Annotated in this window: 20 protein-coding genes; 1 reads left to right on the plus strand and 19 read right to left on the minus strand. The window is 54.6% G+C overall.

Annotated elements, in window-relative coordinates:
- The 10 genes from HZS52_RS18860 to HZS52_RS18905 all read right to left on the minus strand — a co-directional run bounded on the left by HZS52_RS18860 (nucleotide 1) and on the right by HZS52_RS18905 (nucleotide 9571).
- Nucleotides 1–1347, minus strand: coding sequence for a MotA/TolQ/ExbB proton channel family protein (locus HZS52_RS18860; protein WP_190373386.1), 1347 nt, complete (start codon nucleotides 1345–1347; stop codon nucleotides 1–3).
- A complete protein-coding gene (locus HZS52_RS18865) occupies nucleotides 1344–2126 on the minus strand; it encodes a DUF3450 domain-containing protein (RefSeq protein ID WP_190373387.1) in 783 nt (260 codons plus the stop codon). The genes HZS52_RS18860 and HZS52_RS18865 overlap by 4 nt, the downstream gene beginning before the upstream one ends.
- A gap of 212 nt (nucleotides 2127–2338) precedes the next feature.
- Nucleotides 2339–2740, minus strand: a complete 402-nt coding sequence (locus HZS52_RS18870; protein ID WP_022523857.1) for an NUDIX hydrolase — start codon at nucleotides 2738–2740, stop codon at nucleotides 2339–2341.
- 62 nt (nucleotides 2741–2802) lie between these two features.
- The gene (gene nrdF, locus HZS52_RS18875) at nucleotides 2803–3774 is read right to left on the minus strand and encodes a class 1b ribonucleoside-diphosphate reductase subunit beta (protein WP_159176658.1); all 972 of its coding nucleotides are present in this window, start codon (nucleotides 3772–3774) and stop codon (nucleotides 2803–2805) included.
- A 103-nt stretch (nucleotides 3775–3877) separates the two neighbouring features.
- Nucleotides 3878–6100, minus strand: a complete 2223-nt coding sequence (gene nrdE, locus HZS52_RS18880) for a class 1b ribonucleoside-diphosphate reductase subunit alpha (RefSeq protein WP_022523858.1) — start codon at nucleotides 6098–6100, stop codon at nucleotides 3878–3880.
- Nucleotides 6082–6516, minus strand: coding sequence for a class Ib ribonucleoside-diphosphate reductase assembly flavoprotein NrdI (gene nrdI, locus HZS52_RS18885; protein WP_009286427.1), 435 nt, complete (start codon nucleotides 6514–6516; stop codon nucleotides 6082–6084). The genes nrdE and nrdI overlap by 19 nt, the downstream gene beginning before the upstream one ends.
- A gap of 9 nt (nucleotides 6517–6525) precedes the next feature.
- Nucleotides 6526–6747, minus strand: a complete 222-nt coding sequence (gene nrdH / locus HZS52_RS18890) for a glutaredoxin-like protein NrdH (protein ID WP_008956787.1) — start codon at nucleotides 6745–6747, stop codon at nucleotides 6526–6528.
- A gap of 263 nt (nucleotides 6748–7010) precedes the next feature.
- Entirely contained in the window at nucleotides 7011–7622 is a 612-nt protein-coding gene (locus HZS52_RS18895; RefSeq protein WP_022523859.1) for a superoxide dismutase, read from the minus strand.
- Nucleotides 7623–7824: 202 nt separating this feature from the next.
- On the minus strand, nucleotides 7825–8751 hold the full coding sequence (locus HZS52_RS18900) for an electron transfer flavoprotein subunit alpha/FixB family protein (protein WP_089690688.1): 927 nt from the start codon (nucleotides 8749–8751) through the stop codon (nucleotides 7825–7827).
- A 70-nt stretch (nucleotides 8752–8821) separates the two neighbouring features.
- Nucleotides 8822–9571 (minus strand): electron transfer flavoprotein subunit beta/FixA family protein, encoded by a 750-nt coding sequence (locus HZS52_RS18905; protein ID WP_039858181.1) that lies wholly within the window; start codon nucleotides 9569–9571, stop codon nucleotides 8822–8824.
- A 509-nt stretch (nucleotides 9572–10080) separates the two neighbouring features.
- Between HZS52_RS18905 and HZS52_RS18910 the strand changes: the two genes are divergently transcribed.
- Nucleotides 10081–11745 (plus strand): electron transfer flavoprotein-ubiquinone oxidoreductase, encoded by a 1665-nt coding sequence (locus HZS52_RS18910; protein ID WP_009286425.1) that lies wholly within the window; start codon nucleotides 10081–10083, stop codon nucleotides 11743–11745.
- Nucleotides 11746–11816: 71 nt separating this feature from the next.
- Here the strand turns inward: HZS52_RS18910 and HZS52_RS18915 are convergent, their stop codons facing one another.
- The 9 genes from HZS52_RS18915 to tmk all read right to left on the minus strand — a co-directional run bounded on the left by HZS52_RS18915 (nucleotide 11817) and on the right by tmk (nucleotide 21682).
- A complete protein-coding gene (locus tag HZS52_RS18915) occupies nucleotides 11817–14003 on the minus strand; it encodes a putative bifunctional diguanylate cyclase/phosphodiesterase (protein ID WP_223827968.1) in 2187 nt (728 codons plus the stop codon).
- Between the two features lie 109 nt (nucleotides 14004–14112).
- Nucleotides 14113–14550: a hypothetical protein gene (locus tag HZS52_RS18920; protein ID WP_022523865.1), complete on the minus strand. Its 438-nt coding sequence runs from the start codon at nucleotides 14548–14550 to the stop codon at nucleotides 14113–14115.
- An 11-nt stretch (nucleotides 14551–14561) separates the two neighbouring features.
- Nucleotides 14562–15791, minus strand: coding sequence for a hypothetical protein (locus HZS52_RS18925; RefSeq protein WP_022523866.1), 1230 nt, complete (start codon nucleotides 15789–15791; stop codon nucleotides 14562–14564).
- A 160-nt stretch (nucleotides 15792–15951) separates the two neighbouring features.
- On the minus strand, nucleotides 15952–18162 hold the full coding sequence (locus tag HZS52_RS18930; RefSeq protein WP_190373389.1) for an ATP-dependent helicase: 2211 nt from the start codon (nucleotides 18160–18162) through the stop codon (nucleotides 15952–15954).
- A complete protein-coding gene (locus HZS52_RS18935; RefSeq protein ID WP_022523868.1) occupies nucleotides 18159–18731 on the minus strand; it encodes a DUF1285 domain-containing protein in 573 nt (190 codons plus the stop codon). Before HZS52_RS18935 ends, HZS52_RS18930 begins: the two co-directional genes overlap by 4 nt.
- Before the next feature lie 39 nt (nucleotides 18732–18770).
- A complete protein-coding gene (locus HZS52_RS18940) occupies nucleotides 18771–19601 on the minus strand; it encodes a TatD family hydrolase (protein ID WP_009286419.1) in 831 nt (276 codons plus the stop codon).
- Nucleotides 19602–19663: 62 nt separating this feature from the next.
- On the minus strand, nucleotides 19664–19999 hold the full coding sequence (locus HZS52_RS18945) for a PilZ domain-containing protein (protein ID WP_022523869.1): 336 nt from the start codon (nucleotides 19997–19999) through the stop codon (nucleotides 19664–19666).
- Nucleotides 20000–20051: 52 nt separating this feature from the next.
- On the minus strand, nucleotides 20052–21038 hold the full coding sequence (locus HZS52_RS18950; protein WP_022523870.1) for a DNA polymerase III subunit delta': 987 nt from the start codon (nucleotides 21036–21038) through the stop codon (nucleotides 20052–20054).
- Nucleotides 21029–21682, minus strand: a complete 654-nt coding sequence (gene tmk / locus HZS52_RS18955; protein ID WP_190373390.1) for a dTMP kinase — start codon at nucleotides 21680–21682, stop codon at nucleotides 21029–21031. The genes HZS52_RS18950 and tmk overlap by 10 nt, the downstream gene beginning before the upstream one ends.
- Nucleotides 21683–21694: the final 12 nt, after the last annotated feature.

Here is a 21694-nt window from a genome sequence, read left to right on the forward strand (position 1 = left end):
TTAATTCACCACGGGCGTGTGAGATTCCAGATGATCTGCCAGTGTCGCGCTCGCCTGCCCTTCAATCACGTGGGTCAAGTAACGGCTGCGGCCTGCCAAAGCGGTCTGTACAAACAACAGCGGTACGGCGGTAATTAGACCTAGTACGGTGGTCACTAGTGCCTGACTGATGCCGCCCGCCATAAGTTGCGGGTCGCCGGTGCCAAACACGGTAATCGCCTGGAAAGTCACGATCATGCCGGTTACCGTGCCCAGCAGGCCGAGCAACGGTGCTATCGCGGCAAGCAGCTTCACCATCGGCTGGCTGCGTTCCAACCTGGGCAACTCGGCCAACACCGCTTCATCCAACCGCGCTTCCAGCGCCTCCGGAGTTTGATGTTTATCCATGCCTTCAAAGCGCAGTAGCACCCGCCCCAACGGGTTATTGTCCCGCAACTGATCGAGGGATTGCCGCTGACGCTTTACGCGCAGGCTAACCAGCACTAGATAGAGATACTGCCCCAGACCGATGATCATACCCAGAATACCCAGCGCCACGACAACGTAGCCGACATAGCCGCCCTGCTGGAAACGCTCCCATAGACTGGGTTGCTGGGCCAAGGCCTCCAGCACGCTGCCCTGGGTAGGATCAATGGCAAAGACGCTGCTCTCGCCTTGGTAGTAATCCGCCAGTACCCCGCCAATGGCATCGGGGGTACGCGGCAGAACCACTAGGTTGCCGTCATTTTCACCGCGCTCTAAAAGCTCGTTCTCGGTAAAGGCCGCAAAATCGCCCAACCGCACCAACTCGCGGGCGGCCACCTCGCCGTTAGCATCGGCTACTGGCATTGAAAGCCGTTCGGCACGGCCGGTGCGCGCGGTTAGCGTTGCCAAGCGATCCACCACGTTTTCCAACTGATGGCGCTCAAGCACTTCCACTTCACCCAACCGCGGCGGCAGCGAGCCCTCCTCAAGGGTTAGCAGACTCTGTTCGCCAAGCGTGTTGCGAATCTCTGAGCTATGTCGGGCAAGATTGGCCAGCAGACCCGAGAGCGCTTCGCCCTGCTCTGCCTGGCGCTCGCTCAGCTCGCTAGCTTGATCTGTTTGCTCTGCCTGCTGCGCCTGTAGTGCTTCATGCTGCTGCTGGACATCTTCGTGCTCCGCGCGCGCCTGCTCCAGCGCGGACTCTAGCGCCTGCTGGTCATCCAGAAAGCTCATTAGCCGCTGCTGGTCTCGCGTCTCAGCAGCCTCACGGGCTTCACGCAGAGAAGTAGCGCTTTCGGTTTGCGCCATTGATACACCACTTACCGCTACCAGTCCCAATACAACACAGACATAGCCAAGTTGACGGAGTGTTAGTCGACTCATGGTTGCTCTCCCTGCAGGTCATTGGCACTGATCGAGAGCGGCAAGGTTAATAGATCAGGGGCGCGCTGATCTTCCGCCATACGCAGCCCACTGCGCACTTCACGCAGGTACTCGTCATCCAGCGGCTGCCATGCGCCGTTCTCAGCACTCCAAACACCCCCCTCGCGGCCATCGGGGGTTAGGTAATAAAAGCCGATACGCCCGATGCGCAAGAAATCCACTTCGCGTTCGCGACCATCCTGACTTAAACGCCCCCGCCAGTTGTCCATCTCCTGACCATAATCGAGCTCAACGCGCCAGGCCTCTAACAGTCCATTAATACGCTCGATAGTGTTTTGACCTTGCTCGTCTGGCTGACGCTCAACCCGCGCCAACCGCTCTTCACGTAGAAACGGCAGGTCACGCTCAATCCAGCCGCTCAGTTGCTCGGCCATATTCTGTTCGATCACGGGCAGCGCTGCGCGGGTCTCTTCCAGCGTATCCAGCGCCGTCGCCAAACGCTGCTGACGCTCGGCCTCTTCCGCCAAGCGCCCGGACAGAGAGGCGTTATCAGCCTTCAACTGGCGGGTTTCGCGTTCCAAACGGCGCAACTCCTCCAACTGCTCCCGGGTCTGTTCATCGGCAGCATCAATCTGCTCCTGAAGCGCTGCCTGGGTTTGCTGGGCTTCGACACTTTCGGCCGCTTGAGCCACTGCTTGTTCACTTGCCATCAGCGTGCCACTGGTCAGCACTCCCGCTAGCCACCATCCACGCAAGGCAAAGAAAGGCCTGTTCAGCACGTCGACTCTCCGTCACTGAGTAGCGGGCGGCGAGCACCGCGCCACTAAAAACTAATTGGGTATTAGAACGATTTGCGTTTATCTTTTCCGGGACATAGCCTACCACTAATAGAATAAATGACAATATTTATCATTAACGATCATTTGATTTCGCTTACCTAACACGCATAAAAAAAGGCGCCCATCAGCGCCCGTTATCACAATATCTAAGCTTAATAGTTAACCACTACGTACTCTTTTGTCAGCGGCGCCAGCGGGAGTTGCCAAGCCTCTTCACGGGTTACCCATCTTGCTTCGGCTATTTCAGCCGCCGCCTCCACAGGCTCGTCGATAACCAGGCTAAACAGGTGCGCTTCAAGCATAATGTCCGGTTCATTGGCAGCGGGAGCGCTGTGCACGCCTAGCGGAATCAGTTGATCTTCATTAACCTGCAAGCCCAACTCCTCTTTCAGCTCACGGCACAGCGCCTCTGGGGCGGTTTCACCCGCATCGATCTTGCCGCCGGGCTGCATAAAGAAGGACGTATTGTGCTTACGCACTAATAGCAAACGACCATCGGGATCGCTCACCATTGCTGCAGCAATTTTTAATACGTTAGCGGGACTGTCTGGCATACCTCCTCCTCTATGCACATTTATTTATACCATCAACTCATCTCCTCCCACTCATACGGCTATTAAAACGCCCAGTCGTCGTCTTCGGTGGCGACGGCTTTGCCGATGACGTAAGAAGAACCGGAGCCGGAGAAGAAGTCGTGATTCTCGTCGGCGTTAGGTGACAGAGCCGCCATGATGGTCGGGTCCACATCGGTGACGCTGCTGGGGAATAGGGGCTCAAAGCCAAGATTCATCAGCGCTTTATTGGCGTTGTAGTGAAGGAATTTTTTCACATCTTCGCTAAGGCCTACCTCGTCATAAAGAGACTCGGTGTAGCGCACTTCGTTGTCGTAGAGCTCCAGCAGCAGCTCATAGGCGTAATCTTTGACTTCCTGCTGACGCGCTGGCGTCGCTTCCGCCATTGCCTGCTGGAATTTATAGCCGATGTAGTAGCCGTGTACCGCTTCGTCGCGAATGATTAGACGAATAAGGTCGGCGGTGTTGGTCAACTTGGCATGGCTTGACCAGTACATCGGCAGGTAGAAGCCGGAGTAGAACAGAAATGACTCAAGGAACACGCTGGCAACTTTGCGCATCAGCGGATCATCCGAGCGGTAGCGCTCCAGAATCAGCTGAGATTTTGCCTGCAGAGTAGGGTTCTCTTCGCTCCAGCGGAACGCGTCATCCACATCACGGGTGGTACAGAGCGTCGAGAAGATCGAGCTATAGGAGCGCGCATGCACTGATTCCATAAAGGCGATGTTGGTGTAAACCGCCTCTTCATGGGGAGTGCGAGCGTCTTCCATTAATACCGGCGCACCCACGCTGCTTTGGATGGTGTCCAGCAGTGTAAGGCCCGTGAAAACGCGGATCGTCAGCTGCTTTTCTTTCTCGGTCAGCGTATTCCACGACTGAATATCGTTCGACAGCGGCACCTTCTCGGGAAGCCAAAAATTACTGGTCAAGCGGTTCCACACTTCCAGGTCTTTATCATCCTGAAGCCGGTTCCAGTTAATCGCATCAATGCGCGATAAACGTTGCATGGTATTCATATCACTCTCTCAAAGCCCGGCTATGAGAGCCGGGCTAGCAAAGCTCGTTTAAAAACGAATGCTCAATAACGGACACAAGGCGTAGCGGCAGAAATCAGTACCATTACAGCGTGCAGGAAACGCAGCCTTCTACCTCAGTACCTTCTAACGCGCTCTGGCGCAGGCGAATGTAGTAAAGCGTTTTGATGCCTTTGCGCCAGGCGTAAATCTGCGCCTTATTGATATCGCGCGTGCTTGCGGTGTCCGGGAAGAACAGCGTTAGCGATAAGCCCTGGTCGACGTGCTGCGAGGCTTCCGCGTAGGTATCGATGATCTTTTCCGGGCCGATTTCGTAGGCGTCCTGGAAGTAGTCAAAATTAGCTTCATCCAGGAAAGGCGCCGGGTAATAAACGCGTCCCAACTTGCCCTCTTTACGAATCTCGATTCTCGCCGCCACCGGGTGAATACTGGAGGTGGAGTTATTGATATAGGAGATCGACCCCGTGGGCGGTACTGCCTGCAGGTTACGGTTATACAAACCGTGGGCCATGACCGAGGCTTTCAGCTCCTGCCAATCGTCCTGGGTCGGCAGCGCGATACCGCTGCGCTCAAATAGCCCACGTACTTTATCGGTGCGCGGCAGCCACGCCTGGTCGGTGTACTTATCGAAGAAAGTACCCGAGGCGTAGGTAGAGTCTGCAAAGCCCGCAAACGACTCTTTGTGCTCAATCGCCAAACGGTTCGACGCCCGGATCGCATGGAAGGCAACGCAGTAGAAGTAGAGGTTGGTAAAATCCAAACCTTCGTCAGAGCCGTAGTAAATGTGCTCCCGCGCCAGATAGCCGTGCAGGTTCATCTGGCCCAAGCCAATCGCCCGCGACTTGGCATTACCTTCGGCAATAGAGGGCACGCTGCGCAGGTTACTCATCTCTGATACGGCGGTGAGACCACGAATGGCGATTTCCACACTGGTACCGATATCGCCTGCGTCCATCACCTTGGCAATGTTCATGGAGCCCAGGTTACAGGAGATGTCCTGACCGATTTGGCGATAACCCAGGTCATCGTCATACTCGGTAGGCGTATTGACCTGAAGAATTTCCGAGCAAAGGTTGCTCATGTTGATACGGCCAGCAATCGGGTTGGCGCGATTAACCGTGTCTTCGAACATGATGTACGGGTAGCCCGACTCGAACTGCAGCTCGGCTAGAGTTTGGAAGAAGGCCCGTGCATTGATCTTATGCTTACGAATGCGCGCATCCGCAACCATCTCTTGGTACTTCTCGGTAACGCTGATGTCGCCAAAGGGCACGCCGTAAACACGCTCTACATCGTAGGGCGAGAACAGGTACATGTCGTCGTTGCGCTTGGCAAGTTCAAAGGTAATATCCGGAATCGTCACGCCCAGGGAGAGCGTTTTGATACGAATTTTCTCGTCGGCATTTTCCCGCTTGGTATCCAAAAAGCGCAGGATATCCGGGTGGTGAGCGTTAAGATACACCGCCCCTGCCCCCTGACGAGCCCCCAGCTGGTTAGCATAGGAGAAGGCGTCTTCCAGCAGTTTCATAATCGGGATGATGCCCGATGACTGGTTTTCAATACGCTTGATGGGCGCACCCGACTCACGAATATTACTGAGCAGAAACGCCACGCCGCCGCCGCGTTTGGAGAGCTGGAGGGCCGAGTTAATCGAACGGCCAATCGACTCCATATTGTCTTCGATACGCAGTAGGAAGCATGACACCAGCTCGCCGCGCTGCTGCTTGCCACAGTTCAAAAAGGTGGGGGTCGCCGGCTGAAAGCGGCCGCTAATGATTTCATCCACCAGCGACTTCGCCAGCGTTTCGTCGCCCCGCGCCAGGGTTAGCGCGACCATGCAGACGCGGTCTTCGTAACGCTCTAGATAGCGCTTGCCGTCGAACGTCTTCAGCGTGTAGCTGGTGTAGTACTTAAAGGCGCCCAAAAAGCTAGGGAAGCGAAACTTATATGCATAGGCCTGCTCGAACAGCGCCTTGATAAAGGCGAAGCTGTACTGGGCCAGCATCTCGGCTTCGTAATACTGCTCTTCGACCAGGTAATCGAGTTTCTCCTCTAACGAGTGGAAAAACACCGTGTTCTGGTTAACGTGCTGCAAAAAGTACTGGCGTGCCGCTTCGCGATCTTTATCCAACTGCAGCTCGCCATTGGCACCGTACAGGTTGAGCATGGCGTTAAGAGCGTGATAGTCCAGCGTGCGAGCTTCTGTCTTCGCCGCTGGCCGCTTGGCCTCACCGTTTTTAGTGGATACGTCGTTCGAGACTGAGTCTTTCGGCGCTGAGTCTTTCAGGGCTAGGTTTGTCGTTTCCAAAACTCTTCTACTCCTTGACGGACATTGGCCACGTCATCGTCGGTGCCAAATAATTCGAATCGATACAGCAGCGGCACTTGGCATTTTTTCGCAATAATGCGGCCAGCAAGGCCATACGCTTCGCCAAAATTTGTATTTCCCGCTGCAATCACCCCCCGCAGGAGGCTTCGATTATGTGTGTCGTTAAGAAAATGGATCACCTGCTTGGGCACCGCACCCTGCTCGCTTCCCCCACCATAAGTGGGGGTAATTAAAATATACGGCTGGGTGACTCGTGGAACAGGCTCATCTCGATTCAACGGCAGTCGCTTTGCGGCAAAACCAAGTTTTTCTACAAATCGATGGGTATTGCCTGATTTTGTAGAGAAGTAAACCAAACTGCCGGCGATAGGTGAAGGTGAGCAACTTGCCAGCATTGGGATGACTTAAGCCAGCGCTTGAATGCGGTCTGGGCGGAAACCCGACCAGTGATCCTCGCCGACGACTACGACAGGAAGCTGGCGATAGCCGAGAGCTTCGACTTCTTCTTGGGCACCGGATTCGGCGGTAATATCGATAACAGTGTAATCAAGCCCCTGCTTGTCGAGCGCGCGGTAAGTCGCGGTGCATTGAACACAAGCGGGCTTGCTATAAATTTGGATTTCCATGGCTATTTTCCTTTTCATAGCGGCATTTTTCGGGTAGGGCACATCTAGTGCCTCCCCTCTCTAAAAGATACGACGCATACTATATATAGACCAATGAAAAATCAATTCAAGCATATGTGGTATTTTTCATCCACAGGATATTGACAGCTAATGCCCAACCCTGCCCCTAAAACACTGTCCCAGGCAATAAAAAACCGCCCACTAAAAAGTGGACGGTTTTTAACAGCGCCGTGAACCGGCGCAGTTAGCGGCTCATAGCAATATTAGCTAATCGCAGCTTGATAACGACGCTCAACGTCTTCCCAGTTAACTACGTTAAAGAACGCAGCAATGTAGTCAGGACGCTTGTTTTGATACTTCAGGTAGTAGGCATGCTCCCAAACATCCAGACCGAGCAGCGGCGTGTTGCCGTGCATCAACGGGCTGTCTTGGTTCAGGGTATTCTCTACCACCAATTTCTTTTCAGGAGTAATGGAGAGCCAAGCCCAACCACTGCCGAAACGGCCAAGGGCGGCTTTTTTGAATTCTTCTTTAAAGGCTTCCAGGCCACCCAGCTCAGCGTCAATCGCTTTTGCGACATCACCCTGGGGATTACCACCGCCGTTAGGCGACATCATTTGCCAAAACATGGAGTGGTTGGCATGACCGCCACCGTTATTGATAACGGCTTGACGCTTGGCTTCTGGAACGCGATCCAGATTAGCGACCAGCTCTTCGACAGGTACATCTTCGAGACCTGTGCCTTCCAGCGTGGCGTTCAGGTTGTTGATGTAGGTTTGATGGTGACGAGAATGGTGAATTTCCATCGTCATCGCATCGATGTTTGGTTCGAGAGCGTCATATGCGTACGGCAATTCGGGTAGTGTATGTGCCATATCATCATCTCCTTGAGTGGCTTTCGTTGCTTTCACTTATCTATGTGCGGTCAGCCCGCAGCTTTTTCAACCACCGGGGTGGTTTTTCTTACCTTTTGCCCCAGTACTTTAGTCAACTATTGCCAGTTTACCTAATACACCCGCCAAAAAAAAAGCCGACTTCTGGCGAAGTCGGCCCACCGCTATTGAATCACGGTATTGCTTACAGCTTGCTCTCAAGTTCCGGCAGGATCTCAAATAGATCCCCCACCAGGCCGTAATCCGCCACCTGGAAAATCGGTGCTTCGTCGTCTTTGTTGATCGCGACGATCACTTTGGAGTCTTTCATGCCCGCCAGGTGCTGGATGGCACCGGAAATGCCCACGGCGATATACAGATCCGGGGCAACGATCTTGCCGGTCTGGCCAACCTGCATATCGTTGGGCACAAAGCCTGCGTCGACGGCGGCCCGGGAAGCACCAATGGCAGCGCCCAGCTTGTCGGCGATGCCGTCGAGCAGTTTGAAGTTCTCGCCATTGCCCATACCACGGCCACCGGAAATCACCACCTTGGCACCGCCCAGTTCAGGACGATCCGACTGCGCCAGTTCCTCCTTCACAAAGCTGGACTGGCTGTTGTCCACCACTACGTCGACGGTTTCAATCGTCGCGCTGCCGCTGGTGCCGACCGCATCAAAGCCGGTGGAACGCACGGTGATGACCTTGAGCACATCGTCGCTTTTCACCGTCGCAATGGCGTTACCGGCGTAGATAGGACGCTTGAAGGTATCGGCACTGTCCACGGCGATAACGTCCGACAGCTGGCTAACATCTTTTAGCGCCGCTAAACGCGGCAGTACGTTTTTGCCGGTGGTGGAGGCGCTGGCCAGTACGTGGGTGTAGCCATCGGCCAGTTCGACCAGCAGCGCGCCCATTGGCTCGGCCAGCTGGTGGGCGTAAACGGCGTTATCCGCGACGCGTACTTTGCTTACGCCGTCGAGTTTGGCGGCAGCTTCCGCGGCGGCCTGAACCCCTTCACCGGCCACCAGCACGTCAATATCGCCACCGATGGCTTGGGCGGCCGCCACGACGTGGGCGGTGGCGCCGGCCAGTTGGCCTTCGTGTAGATCCGCAAGTACCAGAATGCTCATGGCATCAACTCCTTTCAAAGCTCTTTTCTTAAAGTACGGTTTTCAAAGCACTTATCTTAAAGAGCTTATCTCAAAGAACTTTGGCTTCGTTTTTCAGTTTGTCGATCAGCTCGTCTACCGAGGCGACTTTGACGCCGCCTTTGCGCTCGGCGGGCGACTCGACTTTGAGCAGACTGACCTTGGAGGCGACCTCGACGCCGTAGTCGGCGGGGGTTTTCACATCCAGCGGTTTTTTCTTGGCCTTCATGATGTCAGGCAGCTTGGCGTAGCGCGGCTCATTCAAACGCAGGTCGGTGGTGACAATCGCCGGTAGCGTCAGTGCGATGGTTTGCAGACCACCGTCGATTTCACGGGTCACATGCACCTTGTCACCGTCCACTGCAACTTCCGAGGCAAAAGTGCCTTGGGGCAGACCGGTCAGCGCGGCGAGCATTTGGCCGGTCTGGTTGTTGTCGGTGTCGATAGCCTGCTTACCCAGCACCACCAACCCCGGCTGCTCTTCTTCAACCACTTTGGCCAGCAGCTTGGCCACGGCCAGGGATTCGGCGCGCTCGTCAGTTTCGATATGAATGGCGCGGTCGGCGCCCAGCGCCAGCGCCGTACGCAGCTGCTCTTGGGCGGCTTTGGGCCCTACCGTGACGGCGACGACTTCTGTCGCCACGCCCTTCTCTTTCAGGCGTACCGCCTCTTCCACGGCAATTTCGCAGAAGGGGTTCATGGCCATTTTGACGTTGGTAAGATCGACGTCCGAATGATCCGCCTTAACGCGGATTTTGACGTTATAGTCGATGACGCGTTTCACCGCGACGAGTACTTTCATAGGTTCCTCGCTTGGCTTGTCGTAAAGCCGTTACCCTGAGACGGCACCCGCCCAGCGGATACCCCTTTTTAAGATGTGTGGTGTATTGAAGACTTACCGGCAATCGCTCAACAGCGATTCGCCTGCCCCAATACAGGCGCTGCCAACAAAAAATGGCGGCGCTTTTAAATTCAATGCATAAAATTCAATCGAGCGTTTGATAGGTGCGCAATTGAAAAACCCTCCCAATTTGCCATAGCCTGCCACAAAGCGACAATACCTAATGCTTAATCATCCACTACGGCCTTAGTCGTAGCACTGAACGAGGGTTAACAAAGCATACCGTCAATAAATGCTCCTTTCACCATCGTAGGCGTGACCTGACACAGGTATTATGCCTATCATGGGGCATAACCAGAAGCAAACGACCGTTTTAAATTAAGGCCGACTTTTTATAAGCTAGTTCCCTGGAGTTAACCTTAGATTAGCTTTGTAAACGCTGGCACTTAAAGAGAATAAGGAGAAACCGGGTGGAAACTGTAGAACGCGATGTAATGGACTTTGATGTCGTCATTGTCGGTGCGGGCCCATCTGGGCTTTCCGCCGCATGCCGACTAATGCAGCAAGCCAACGAGGCTGAGCAAGAGCTCACGGTTTGCGTCGTTGAGAAAGGCTCAGAAGTTGGCGCACATATTTTATCGGGCGCAGTCTTTGAACCTCGCGCACTGGCGGAACTGTTTCCAGATTGGGAAGAGCGCGGCGCACCGCTCAATACCCCGGCGATTCGCGATGACGTTTTCTTGCTCAAAGACGCCGAAAAAGCGCAGAAAGTGCCCAACGCCTTGGTACCTAAAAGCATGCATAACACCGGCGGCGAGCTTACCCGCTATGTAATCAGTGCAGGCAATCTGTGCCGCTGGCTGGCGGAACAGGCAGAGGGCCTCGGCGTAGAAATCTTCCCAGGCTTTGCCGCCCAAGAGGTCATTATTGAAGAAGGCGCCGTGCGCGGTATTCTGATTGGCGACATGGGTGTTGCCGCAGATGGCACCCCTAAAGATGGCCATATGCCGGGCATGGAACTACGCGCCAAATACACGCTGTTTGCCGAAGGCTCGCGGGGGCATTTGGGCAAGCGCTTAATCAAAGACTTCTCACTGGATGCAGGACGCGACCCGCAACACTACGGCATCGGCCTTAAAGAGCTGTGGGATGTGCCTGCCGACAAGCATGAGCCTGGGCTTGTGTTGCATGGTTCTGGCTGGCCATTAGATAAAAACGCTCACGGCGGCTGGTTTCTTTACCATGCGGAAAACCAGCAGGTGGTGGTGGGTTTGATTATGGATCTGGGCTACCAGAACCCGTGGCTCTCGCCCTTCGACGAATTTCAGCGTATGAAGCATCATCCGGTACTTAGTCAGTATCTGGAGGGGGGCAAGCGCGTGGCTTATGGCGCCCGGGCGATTACCAAGGGGGGCTTTAACAGCCTACCCAAAATGACCTTCCCCGGCGGGCTATTGATTGGCTGCGATGCGGGCACTCTCAACTTTTCCAAGATCAAAGGCCTGCACACCGCCATGAAGTCTGGTTTGGTTGCCGCGGAGAGCGTATTTGAGGCGATCAAAGGTGGTGATGAAGGCGCCCAGGAGCTAACGAGCTTTACCCAGAAATGGGAAGCCAGCTGGGCCTACCAAGAGCTTAAAGAGAGCGCCAGCTTCGGCCCCGCGATCCATAAATATGGCACCGTGGGCGGTGGAGCATATAATTTTGCTCACCAGTTGCTGGGCAACAAGCTGCCTAACGTCCACGACACCACCACAGACTATGGCGCCCTCAAGCCTGCAGCCGAGTTTGAAAAGATTAACTATCCCAAACCGGACGGCAAGCTCTCCTTCGACAAGCCTACCTCTGTGTTTCTGTCGAACACCAACCATGAAGAGGATCAGCCGTGTCATTTGCGCCTGGACGATCCTGAGCTACCGATCCGCGAAAACCTGCCCAAATACGCAGAACCGGCGCAGCGCTACTGCCCGGCCGGTGTTTACGAAGTGGTAGAGGATAGCGCGGGCCAGCCACGCTTTCAGATCAATTTCCAAAACTGCGTGCACTGCAAAACTTGCGACATCAAAGACCCAGCGCAAAATATTACCTGGGTAGCACCAGAAGGCGGTGGCGGACCCAACTACCCTAATATGTAAAGTAGTCGGCTAAAACCTGTGCACTGCTTGCCCTACATTGGCTGTAAAAGGGTAAGCGGTGTCTGTCTGGGCTATTTCTCCCTTTGACAGCTCTCCTCTGCTGATAACGGTCTATTACTATAAAAGCCGTGAAAAGGGAGACTGGAGTGGCTGCCTATGAACTGGGACTGCTCATGAGAAGCGACCCCTTTCGCGAACACCTGCATCCCTAGACGCTTACCCAACTCAATGACCGATGACGATAACTGCTGGTCGCGACGAGTGCCTGATAAGCGCTTAACTAAAGAAGAACTTACTTTTAACGTATCGACAGGCAAAGCGTTTAAGTCAGATAAAGAAGAATACCCTGTACCAAAATCGTCAATGACTATCTTAACCCCGAGTTTTTTAATCTCGGCAAAGATACTCGCCGTACGCTGAACATCCTGCAGCAGCATGCTCTCTGTCATTTCCAACTCAAGTAGCCAGGGATCCATTCCAGTAGTGGCTAATGCCTCCTTGATACTCTCCACAAAGCTGTTGTCGTAAAATTGGCGTGCAGAAATCTTGACCGCCATCGTTAATGCAGGAAACCCTTCTTGTTGCCACAGCATGTTTTGCCTACAGGCATTTTCGAGCACCCATTGAGCGATAGGCATGGCCAAACCGCTCTCTTCAGCCAGGGGCATGAATTGGGCGGGTTCCAGCAATCCAAGCGTTGGATGCTGCCAACGAAGCAATGCCTCCATGCCAAGCGTGCTACCTACTTCGACGTCATGCTTTGACTGGAAGAACAACCTAAACTCATGACTCACAAGCGCACGATGCAGGCCAGACTCCAAGGTTAAACGCACATCCATTTCCGCACTTAATTCATCGGTATAGAACTGGACAGTGTTTTTGCCCAGCAGCTTCGCCTGATACATCGCCATATCAGCGCTTTTCATTAATGTTTGCTCGTCAAGCCCGTCAAACGGATACAGCGAGACACCAATACTTACCGAGACATGGCACTCCTGGCCCGCTAGCATAAAGGGCTCTCTGATGGCTGAAAGAATTTTTTGGGCGATGGGCTCAATCTGGTCTCGTCGACTAACCTTACTCAAAAGGATGACAAATTCATCGCCCCCTAACCGAGCGACGACATCACTTTCACGCACCGAAGTGGTCAGTCGACTTGCTGCTTCTTGCAGGAGATGGTCTCCGGCATCGTGACCCAAGGTGTCATTGATTAACTTAAAGCGGTCAAGATCCAAGAAAAGCAGCGCGAAGGATTCACTATGGCGACCGCCAAGCTTCACGGCCTGAGTAATCAAGTGGCTCAAAAAGGCTCGATTAGGCAAATCGGTTAGCGTGTCATGGAAAGCTAAGTGTTCGACCTGCTGAGCATGTGATACACGCTCTTCCATTACCCGCCGCCGCGCCCACTGAAGTTGCCAGCTCAAACGACCGAGTATAGCCAGAATGATGAGTAGCAGGCCGCTAGTCCAACCGGCCCGCTGCCAATAGCTTCGCGCAAGTTGGTGAGCTGCGGCCAACTGTTCCTGGGCAGAGAGCCCTACCACGATCGAGAGTGGAAAATCATACAGCTCGCGCACCAGCGTGTAACGCTCAACCCCTTGCCAGTGGGTCATAAAAGGCGCACTAACAGCATCCAGTGTGCTACTTTTCCAGGCTCCTATATCCATTAACTCGCCTGAATGGATCGCATCTCCAGAACGCCTGACCCGTACGATGCCATCCGCACCGACGAGTGCCAGCATGCCCTGCTGGCCCAAAGATCGAACTTCATAACTGCTCACAAAGTAATTGGCATCAATAGCGATGATGACCCAGCCTGAGCCTCCCCCTTGCGCAGATTCTTGCTCAGGCCTTAATGGTCGAGTAAAGGTAATCTGGTTAGCATCCTTTTCTCCCACGGCTAAGTAATCATCATCCAGCATTGCTTGCGCAGGAGGCGTTAGGCGCTGCCCAAGCAGCCCAGGATCAGTAGTCTCAACAACCATGCCCTGCGAATCAACAATACTGATGGTAAAAAGCAGTGCGGGAGGCAGCAGCCGCTGCTCATTTAACACACTGAGCACGCTCGAGTGATTGCTGCTATTGGCGGTAAAACGTACTAACTTCAGTGTCGTGTCAATTTCCCTGAGGGCCCTTACAACCCTTGCTTCGTAGGTGTCGGTGATTTCACCCACGGACAGCTCTGCCTGACGCTCAATGGACATACGCTCTTTATTGACTAAAAAATAAGTACTTCCCCATATAACCAATAACATCATAAAAGCCACGATGCTGAAGAGTACCAGTGGCTCTACAAGATGATGTGACCATCGATGAATAAAGGCTCTGGATGAGCTGACACGGCTCGGGCCTCTTGGATCATTGAGACTACTCAATTGTCACCACTCTCAAACGCTCATCAAGAAAGGAAGGGTCTATATAGCCCAGTGCTTTTGCATCACTGACTAATCGCTCTACCACTGCGCGACTATTAGCCAGCGCTTGGGGCGGCTGCCCTCGCCCGGTAAATATCTGCCTGGCCCAGTGTGCCTTGATCTGCGCAGGGGTTTGCCCCGTGTAGCGGGTGTAGAACTCACTTCTCGCTGCCGTACCTTCAGTCAGATCCAAGGGCACCACCTGTGCTCCGTTAACTATTAGCGTGCGGCGCCCTAAATAAACATCCCTTAAATCGCTGCTGGTAAGGCGAGTAAAAGGCGCCTCGGCTGATACCACCACCAATACTTCGGCTGAAGCAGGATGATAGGTCATGCTCAACATCGCCCCCAATAAGAGGCTGATTCCGGATCCAGTTAGACGTTTAAGCATGGCCACTCTCCTTAAAACACAAAGTCGAGCGAAAGGCTGAACAGGTTAATACGTCCACCTGGGGTAAACTCGGGCTGTTGATTAATCAGCCCCCCTGATGTCCCTGAGCGCATATCGATGTGATCATATTGGGCCGTAAGAGCCATACCCGGTCTGAAATCCCAGCGTGCACCAACCGTTATGCTTTCTTGCTGTATTCCGCTGGATAGTAGCTCATTCAACATCCCGTTAAGGAGCTGGGCACCTTCTGCAAAGGGCGATGGATACAGGGCAGCATTTAGCCCAGGCTCTGACGTATTGCTGGTGACTTTTGCTCGCGCCACACCTACATACGGTGTCCACTCGGCGACACGGTAACCTAACGTCATGTAGGCTCCTTCGCTCTCCCCTAACAGAGAAGGCGACGAAGAGCGTGCCCACTCGCCCATAACAAACCATGACCCAGGGTCATAACCTAACCCTAAACTCAGCAGGCTCGTACGCTTACCATCAACTTCGTAGCGGCTAGCAAGCTGTTCACCGGGTAGACCAAAGAGGCGGTAAACATCGAAGAATTGTGAGAGTTCATCTGCGCTTACTTTCAGTTCGCCGTAGCTGGCAAACAGGGTGGCATCCCCCCAATGAGTACGGTGAGAAACGCCCCAGGAATCGCTGGCGTCGATACTACCCGTTGAGTAATCAACGCTGCCACCACCAAAATTCAACTGCAATTCATTGGTAGTCTCCCCTACTGGGTATCGATAGCGCATATCAACACCGTCAAAATTAGCCACCGGAATTAGACGATAAACTTCTTGCGGAGGCCGCACCCATGGAGTGGCGTAATTAACTTTACGATGTTCAGAAGCCATGAATGAGCTCTGCACCATACGCCCAACGCGGAAACTAAGATTAGGGGTAATGTCGTATTGAACATTCGCCCATTCAATCTCAGGTGCGTAAGAGCCGTCATACCGCTTCTCGCTGACTACTTGAACAACCGAGGAAAGTTTAGGCGTGAGATGCAGCGTAGCTTGAAGCCCTAAGCGGCTATCAACTTCTGCGCTCCAATCATGGCTGTATCCAGCACCTTGTGAAGCAAAAGGGTCATTAACGAAGTCAGCATTTTGCTCGTCAGAGTGAACGACCCCCAGCGTGCCAAAACCATTGAATTCAAGATTAGGTAGGGAGTTATCAGCAAGCAAGGCGCCGCTTTGGGTAACGATCAAAATGGCGCAAAGCCAAGTGACTTGCCTTACCATGCTCGTTCCCTATTTCATTAGTTATATACTATGAGCTGCTGAGTATTAACTCGGTAGAAGTGTGGGTATTAAATCGGCAGGGCGATGCTAAGTCAAACAGCTCTAAAGCTTAATTTGAGTTCAAATGTGAAAGAGTGTGTACTATTAGAAAATCAATGACTTACCCAGCAAGCGTTGAGCCATTTTCGAGTAGCTCAATGGGTGCGCGGCGGGCAATGAGCCGCCTTCGCCCTGCCTGATCAAAACGCACATCAATGACCGGGTCGCTGGCGCTTCCCTCCACCGCCGCCACTTCGCCTACGCCAAATACCGCGTGATGAAGCCGTTGACCAGGGTAGAAATTTGCCTCTGCTGAATAACCCGCTTTGGACTCATCAACCTGTGCCGGCGCAAGCGCAATGTCGTCTCGCCCTAGCCGCACCAGATAGCGTTCAACCAGGCCCACCGATGTCACTTGCAGGGTCGCCGCGGGCGCACTGGTACTGGCCAAGCAGGAGGCAACCCGCATGCTATCCTGCCAGGCGCTTTCGGCAATAAAGCGACTCGGCCGGTGCACGCCCCCATCATGAAGCACTAATAGCTGCTCCTGGGCGCGGGTAATTGCCACGTAGAAGAGCCGCCGCTCCTCCTCAAGCCGCTCATCGCTGAGCGGGTTATCGCGGCTATAGTGAGGAAAGTCTTCTTCGTTAACACCGGCTACCGCTACCAGTGGCCACTCCAGCCCTTTGGCCCCATGCACAGTGCTAATCAGCACACCACCCGCCTGATTTTCTACCGGGCGCTCAAGAAGTTCGATAAAGGCATCCGGGTCTTGCACGCTTTGCGCTTGTTCGATCAGCACGTCGAGTAAGCGTACATCCTCTTCGCCTTTATCCCGCCGCGCTGCCGCACGCTTAAGCGTTTTTTCAGCATCAATGCTTTCCACCACATGGCGTAGCAACTTAGCGGGTGGCCATGCACTCAGCTGTGGTAGCTCACAAAGCAGCAGCCAGCGCTTTTTCAGCGTGCGCCGCTGGATTGGCTTTAACGCCGTAAGCATGGGGTCATGCCGCTCGGGCCACTGCTGAGTAGTCGCCAGTTGGTGTGCCAAACGCTGAAGCCGCTCACGGGCAACGAAGGGTGTTGGTTGAGAAAGCAGCAGTAACAGCTGCTGCGGATCGCGCAGAAGATCAGGGCGACGCGACAGCTTTAAATACCCCGCCAAGGCTTGCACCAACGGCAGACGAAAAACAAAGCGATCCTCGCGCTGAAGCCGAAATGGAATCCCTGCTTGTAGCAGCGCCAGTTGAAACGGCACCGAAAGCGCCCAACTGCGTACCAGCAAACTAGCTTCGTTAAACGCTCGCCCCTGAGCCTGCCAGTCCATCAACGCATCAAGTAGCAAACGGCTCCCCTGCCCGACTGAGACGCGGGTCTCCGGGTTATTAGCCGCTGCAAGGCATAGCTGATTAGGACGCCGCTGGTTAGCGGCAATGGCATGGTTAGCAGCCAGCGCCAACGCATGACCGTGCCGGAAGGTGGTTGATAGTGGGTAATCGGTCGCTTCGCCAAAGGTGGCGGCGAAATTTTCCAGCATGGTGTCGGGCTTGGCACCGCGCCACTCGTAAATACACTGGTTGGCATCGCCAACTGCCATTACCTCGGCACGAGTGCCCACCAACACGGATAAAAGTCGCTGCTGTGCGGCGTTAATATCCTGATACTCATCAATAATGACATGGTCGAGGAACCCTTCGACGCGACCACGTAAAGCACTATCTGCTTCTAGCGCCAACAGCGGACGATAAAGCAGATCGGCATAAGTCATCACGCCTTCCGCTTCCAATAGCCTCTCTGCTTCGGCAAACGCCGCTGGGAAATAGTCGGTGTCTGGATCAAAATTCAGCCGCTCATAGAGCGCCTCTGGGGTGATCATTTCTGCTTTAACCAAGCCGCAAAAGTGGGCTAAGGTTTCTAGCCGATCCCCTTCCAGAGCAGCATCTCGGCACTCAACGGCATCACGCAGTACATTAATACTTGCCTGACGAAGCAGCCTCTCTAATTGCCAATCGGCGGATAATAGCTGGCGCGGCGCTAGCGCCCCCCAGCGGCAGAAGCTTTGAGTCAAGCGGTGCCCCAGGGAGTGGAAGGTGCGGACATCGGGCAATGCCTGCCCGGCAGGTGCCATTGCGGCTAAACGACGCTGAAAATCATCCTTTGCTGAGCGGTTAAACATCAGCACTAAAATACGTTTTGGCGGTACACCGCTGGCCAATAGATGCAGCACCCTAGCGGCCATGGTGGTGGTTTTGCCTGCCCCGGCCACCGCTGCCACGCGCGCATGCCCGGCCTGATGATTAACAACAGCTTGCTGTTCAGCAGTTAACTTCACGGCGCCTCGCCACGTAATTCATCATCCACCTGACCCAGCGCAAACCACTGACCGGCACTCGTTAGCCCCAGTTCACTCTTGCCACCGGCCACATCACGGCTTTCAGCCGCCTCAACCAACTGGTAATAGACATTACGGTGCAAGCGGGCAGCTAGCCCAAAACGCACCGGCAGCTGTGGCACCGCCTCGCCTTGGGGGGTTGAGGTGACGGTGAGCGGATGCTCGGCATCTAAGCGAACAACGTCGTCAAACTGGGTGGTAAACCACCAGGCACCGTTACGGAAGTCAGCCTCTACCACCACCAACGGCAGGTCTTCGACCTTTATTCGCCAGCGCTCTACCGGCGTAACCAGGCAGTAACCCTCGTCATCCAGGCGCAGCAGCGTTGCCAATAGGCGTGTCACCTTGGGGCGGGCAAACGGCTGGCCTTCGTGCGACCAACTACCATCGGCGTGAATGATGATGTTCATATCGCCAGAGAGCGCAGGCTGCCACTCATCGAGTGGAGGAATAGCGCCAGTGCGCCCTTCATCTCCATTACCTTGCTGCAGCAATCGATCAATATTCATCTCACCCACCTCGCTTGAGCGTATTCAAGGCACTTCAGGCTATAGAAGCCCTGAGTGGGCCAACGCCTCTTTAACGTGTTCCGGGGCATCGGGAGCGGCGGCACGAAAAAGCTGATAAAAGTTAGCGGTCGTCTGCATGGCCACTTCATCGACACTGATACCTCGCTCCTTGGCGATGCACTCAGCTACTTGCACCACCCACGCGGGCTCATTGGGCTTGCCGCGATGAGGAACGGGTGCTAGATAAGGGCTATCGGTCTCAATCAGCAGGCGATCCAGCGGCAGTTGACGGGCAAGTTCACGCAGCGGAGCGGCGTTTCGAAAAGTAATAATGCCCGACAGCGAGATATAAAAACCCAGCCGCACCGCTTCACGGGCCATCGCCAAGTCTTCAGTAAAACAGTGTAATACACCGCCCACTCGCGGGTCGCTATATTCACGTAGTAAGGCCAAGGTTTCCTCTTTGGCTTCGCGGGTATGAATAATCACCGGCAGTTCTAACTCACGCGCGGCGATTAAGTGACGCTTAAAGCGCTCGTGCTGAATCTCGATAGGTACGCTGTCGCGATAGTGGTAATCCAGGCCAGTTTCGCCGATCGCCACCGCACCATACTGCTCAGCGGTGTCTTTTATATCGGCAACGCTGGGTTCATTCTCACTGTGGTGCAGGGGGTGCAAACCAGCGGAAATCGCCACATCGTGATGTTCGCGTGAAATGGCCGCAAGCTGCGGCATGTCTTCTAGGGTAACCGCTACAGCAAGAAATTGGCTGACATGGGCAGCGCGGGCGGCGGCCAAAGTGGCGGCAATATCGCCCCCATGGGTCTGGTCGGATAAACGATCTAAGTGACAGTGTGAATCAACAAACATACGGTTCTCAACAAATAGGTCAAAACAGATAGGCCATAACGACTGGATCAGAAAAATGGCATTCAGAGCGTGAACGATGGAGCTGCTTTATCTAATTGACCGGCAAGCAGCGCCTCAATGCGGTCACGCACGGGATAGTCCTGCTGGCTGAAGTGAAGGCCAATGCCTGGCATACGGCGGCCACTCACCCCCTCTGGAGATACCCACACCACCTGGCCGGTAATTGAAAGGCGCTCGCTTTCACCCGGCAGCGTAAGCAGCAAAAACACTTGCTGGCCAAGTGCGTAAGGGGTTTGAGTAGGTACAAAAATCCCCCCGCGATCCAGAAAAGGCATATACGCGGAAAGCAGTGTCGGAACATCCGGAACGGTAAGAGAGAGCGCTTTCTGAGCTGCCATGACGACCTCGCTGCACTGTTTTGAACAGCCGTGGGGGATTGAATAAACACCACTATGAACGCAGCAGCGCCGCCCAGCGCACCAGCCATGCTTCAAGCACTAGCTGAGGATTGGGGTTTGCCCCCACCGCCAACAACCGTCGCTGCTCGCGGGCATAATCAAGCAGGCGAAACCAATCCTGAACACGACCATTTTTCACCGCCTGGCGGTAGAGCGGTTCTAAATCAGGGTTATGCAACACCGCCGCCTCCCCAGACAAACCTAGACGAATCAGGTCTTCCAGCCAGGCGATACCGTACCACAAGATGGCATCAATCGCCTGGCGATCCAGACGGGCCGCCTCTGAAACGGGCTCGGCCCCGCGCACCAGCTGTTCGAAACTGTCGTGAATTTGATGGCGTAAAGCGCGCTCTTCGGGCGCTGCCAGCTCCACGGCGAGCAGTGGTAGCCCACCCGCTACCTGCCACCAGAAGTAGGCTTCGTCAGTGCTGCCCAATTGCTCAATCAACCAACCACGACACGCCTCAAAGGCAACGCTGGGTAGTGACCACTGCTGACAGCGCGAACGGATCGTCGCCAGCATCCGCGACGGCACGTCGGAAAGCAGAATAAACAGGGTTTTGTCACCGGGCTCTTCAAGGCTTTTGAGCAGCGCATTGGCGGCGGCAACGTTCATTGCCTCGGCGGGGGAAACCACAATCACTCGATAACCGCCCTGCTGAGCCGTTTGCGACACAAAGCGATTAACCTCGCGGATAGGGTCAATGCGGATTTGGCGCTTTCCCTCTTCTGGTGAAACCCGCAGCAGATCCGGGTGATAGCCCGATTCCAGCATCGAGCAGCTATGGCAATGGCCACAGGCTTGATCAGCGGGCGAGGCGCATAGCGTTCGGGCAATTAACGCCTCCGCTAACTGCTGCTTACCCACGCCGTGGGCGCCGTGAATTAACAACGCGTGGGGCATCCGTCCACCATCAGCCAAGCGGGTCAAATGCTGCCAGGTGGCTTGGTGCCACGGCATTACGCCGGTTAACGCCATGCCGCGACCTTTGTTAATAGGACTTGTCGGATTTGGCTTTGTACCTTATCCAGTGTGTATTGTGCATCGATCACCGCAAAGCGCTCGGGCGCTTCTTCCGCTCGTGCCAAATAGCCATCCCGCACAGCCTGGAAAAAGTCAGCCTGCTCCTGTTCAAAACGATCAAGCTGCTCATGGCGATCACGCAGGCGCGACTCTAAGCGTTGTCTTGCAGCCTCTTTGGGCATATCGAGCAGTAGGGTTAAATCGGGAGAGAGCCCCTGCTGAACAAAATTCTCCAGCACGGTGATACGCTCCTTGGCAATGCCCCGCCCCCCGCCCTGATAGGCAAAGGTGGCATCGGTAAAGCGATCACACACTACCCACGCCCCTCTTGCCAAGGCGGGGAGTATTTTTTCCGCCAAGTGCTGCGCTCGCGCGGCGAACATTAGCAGCAGCTCAGCGTCGACATGTAGCGGCTCTTGGGGGACAGGATCCAGTAACAGTGCGCGAATAGCTTCACCACGAACGGTGCCGCCCGGCTCGCGGGTACGCACCACTTCCAACCCCTGGGCCTCCAAACACTCGGCCACAAAGCCCACATTGGTGGATTTACCCACACCTTCGCCGCCTTCCAGCGTAATGAAGCGTCCACGCTTACTCATCATGCTCCCTTA

It is taken from the genome of Vreelandella titanicae, assembly GCF_014697095.1.
In the GTDB taxonomy this organism is placed as follows: Bacteria; Pseudomonadota; Gammaproteobacteria; order Pseudomonadales; family Halomonadaceae; genus Vreelandella; species Vreelandella titanicae.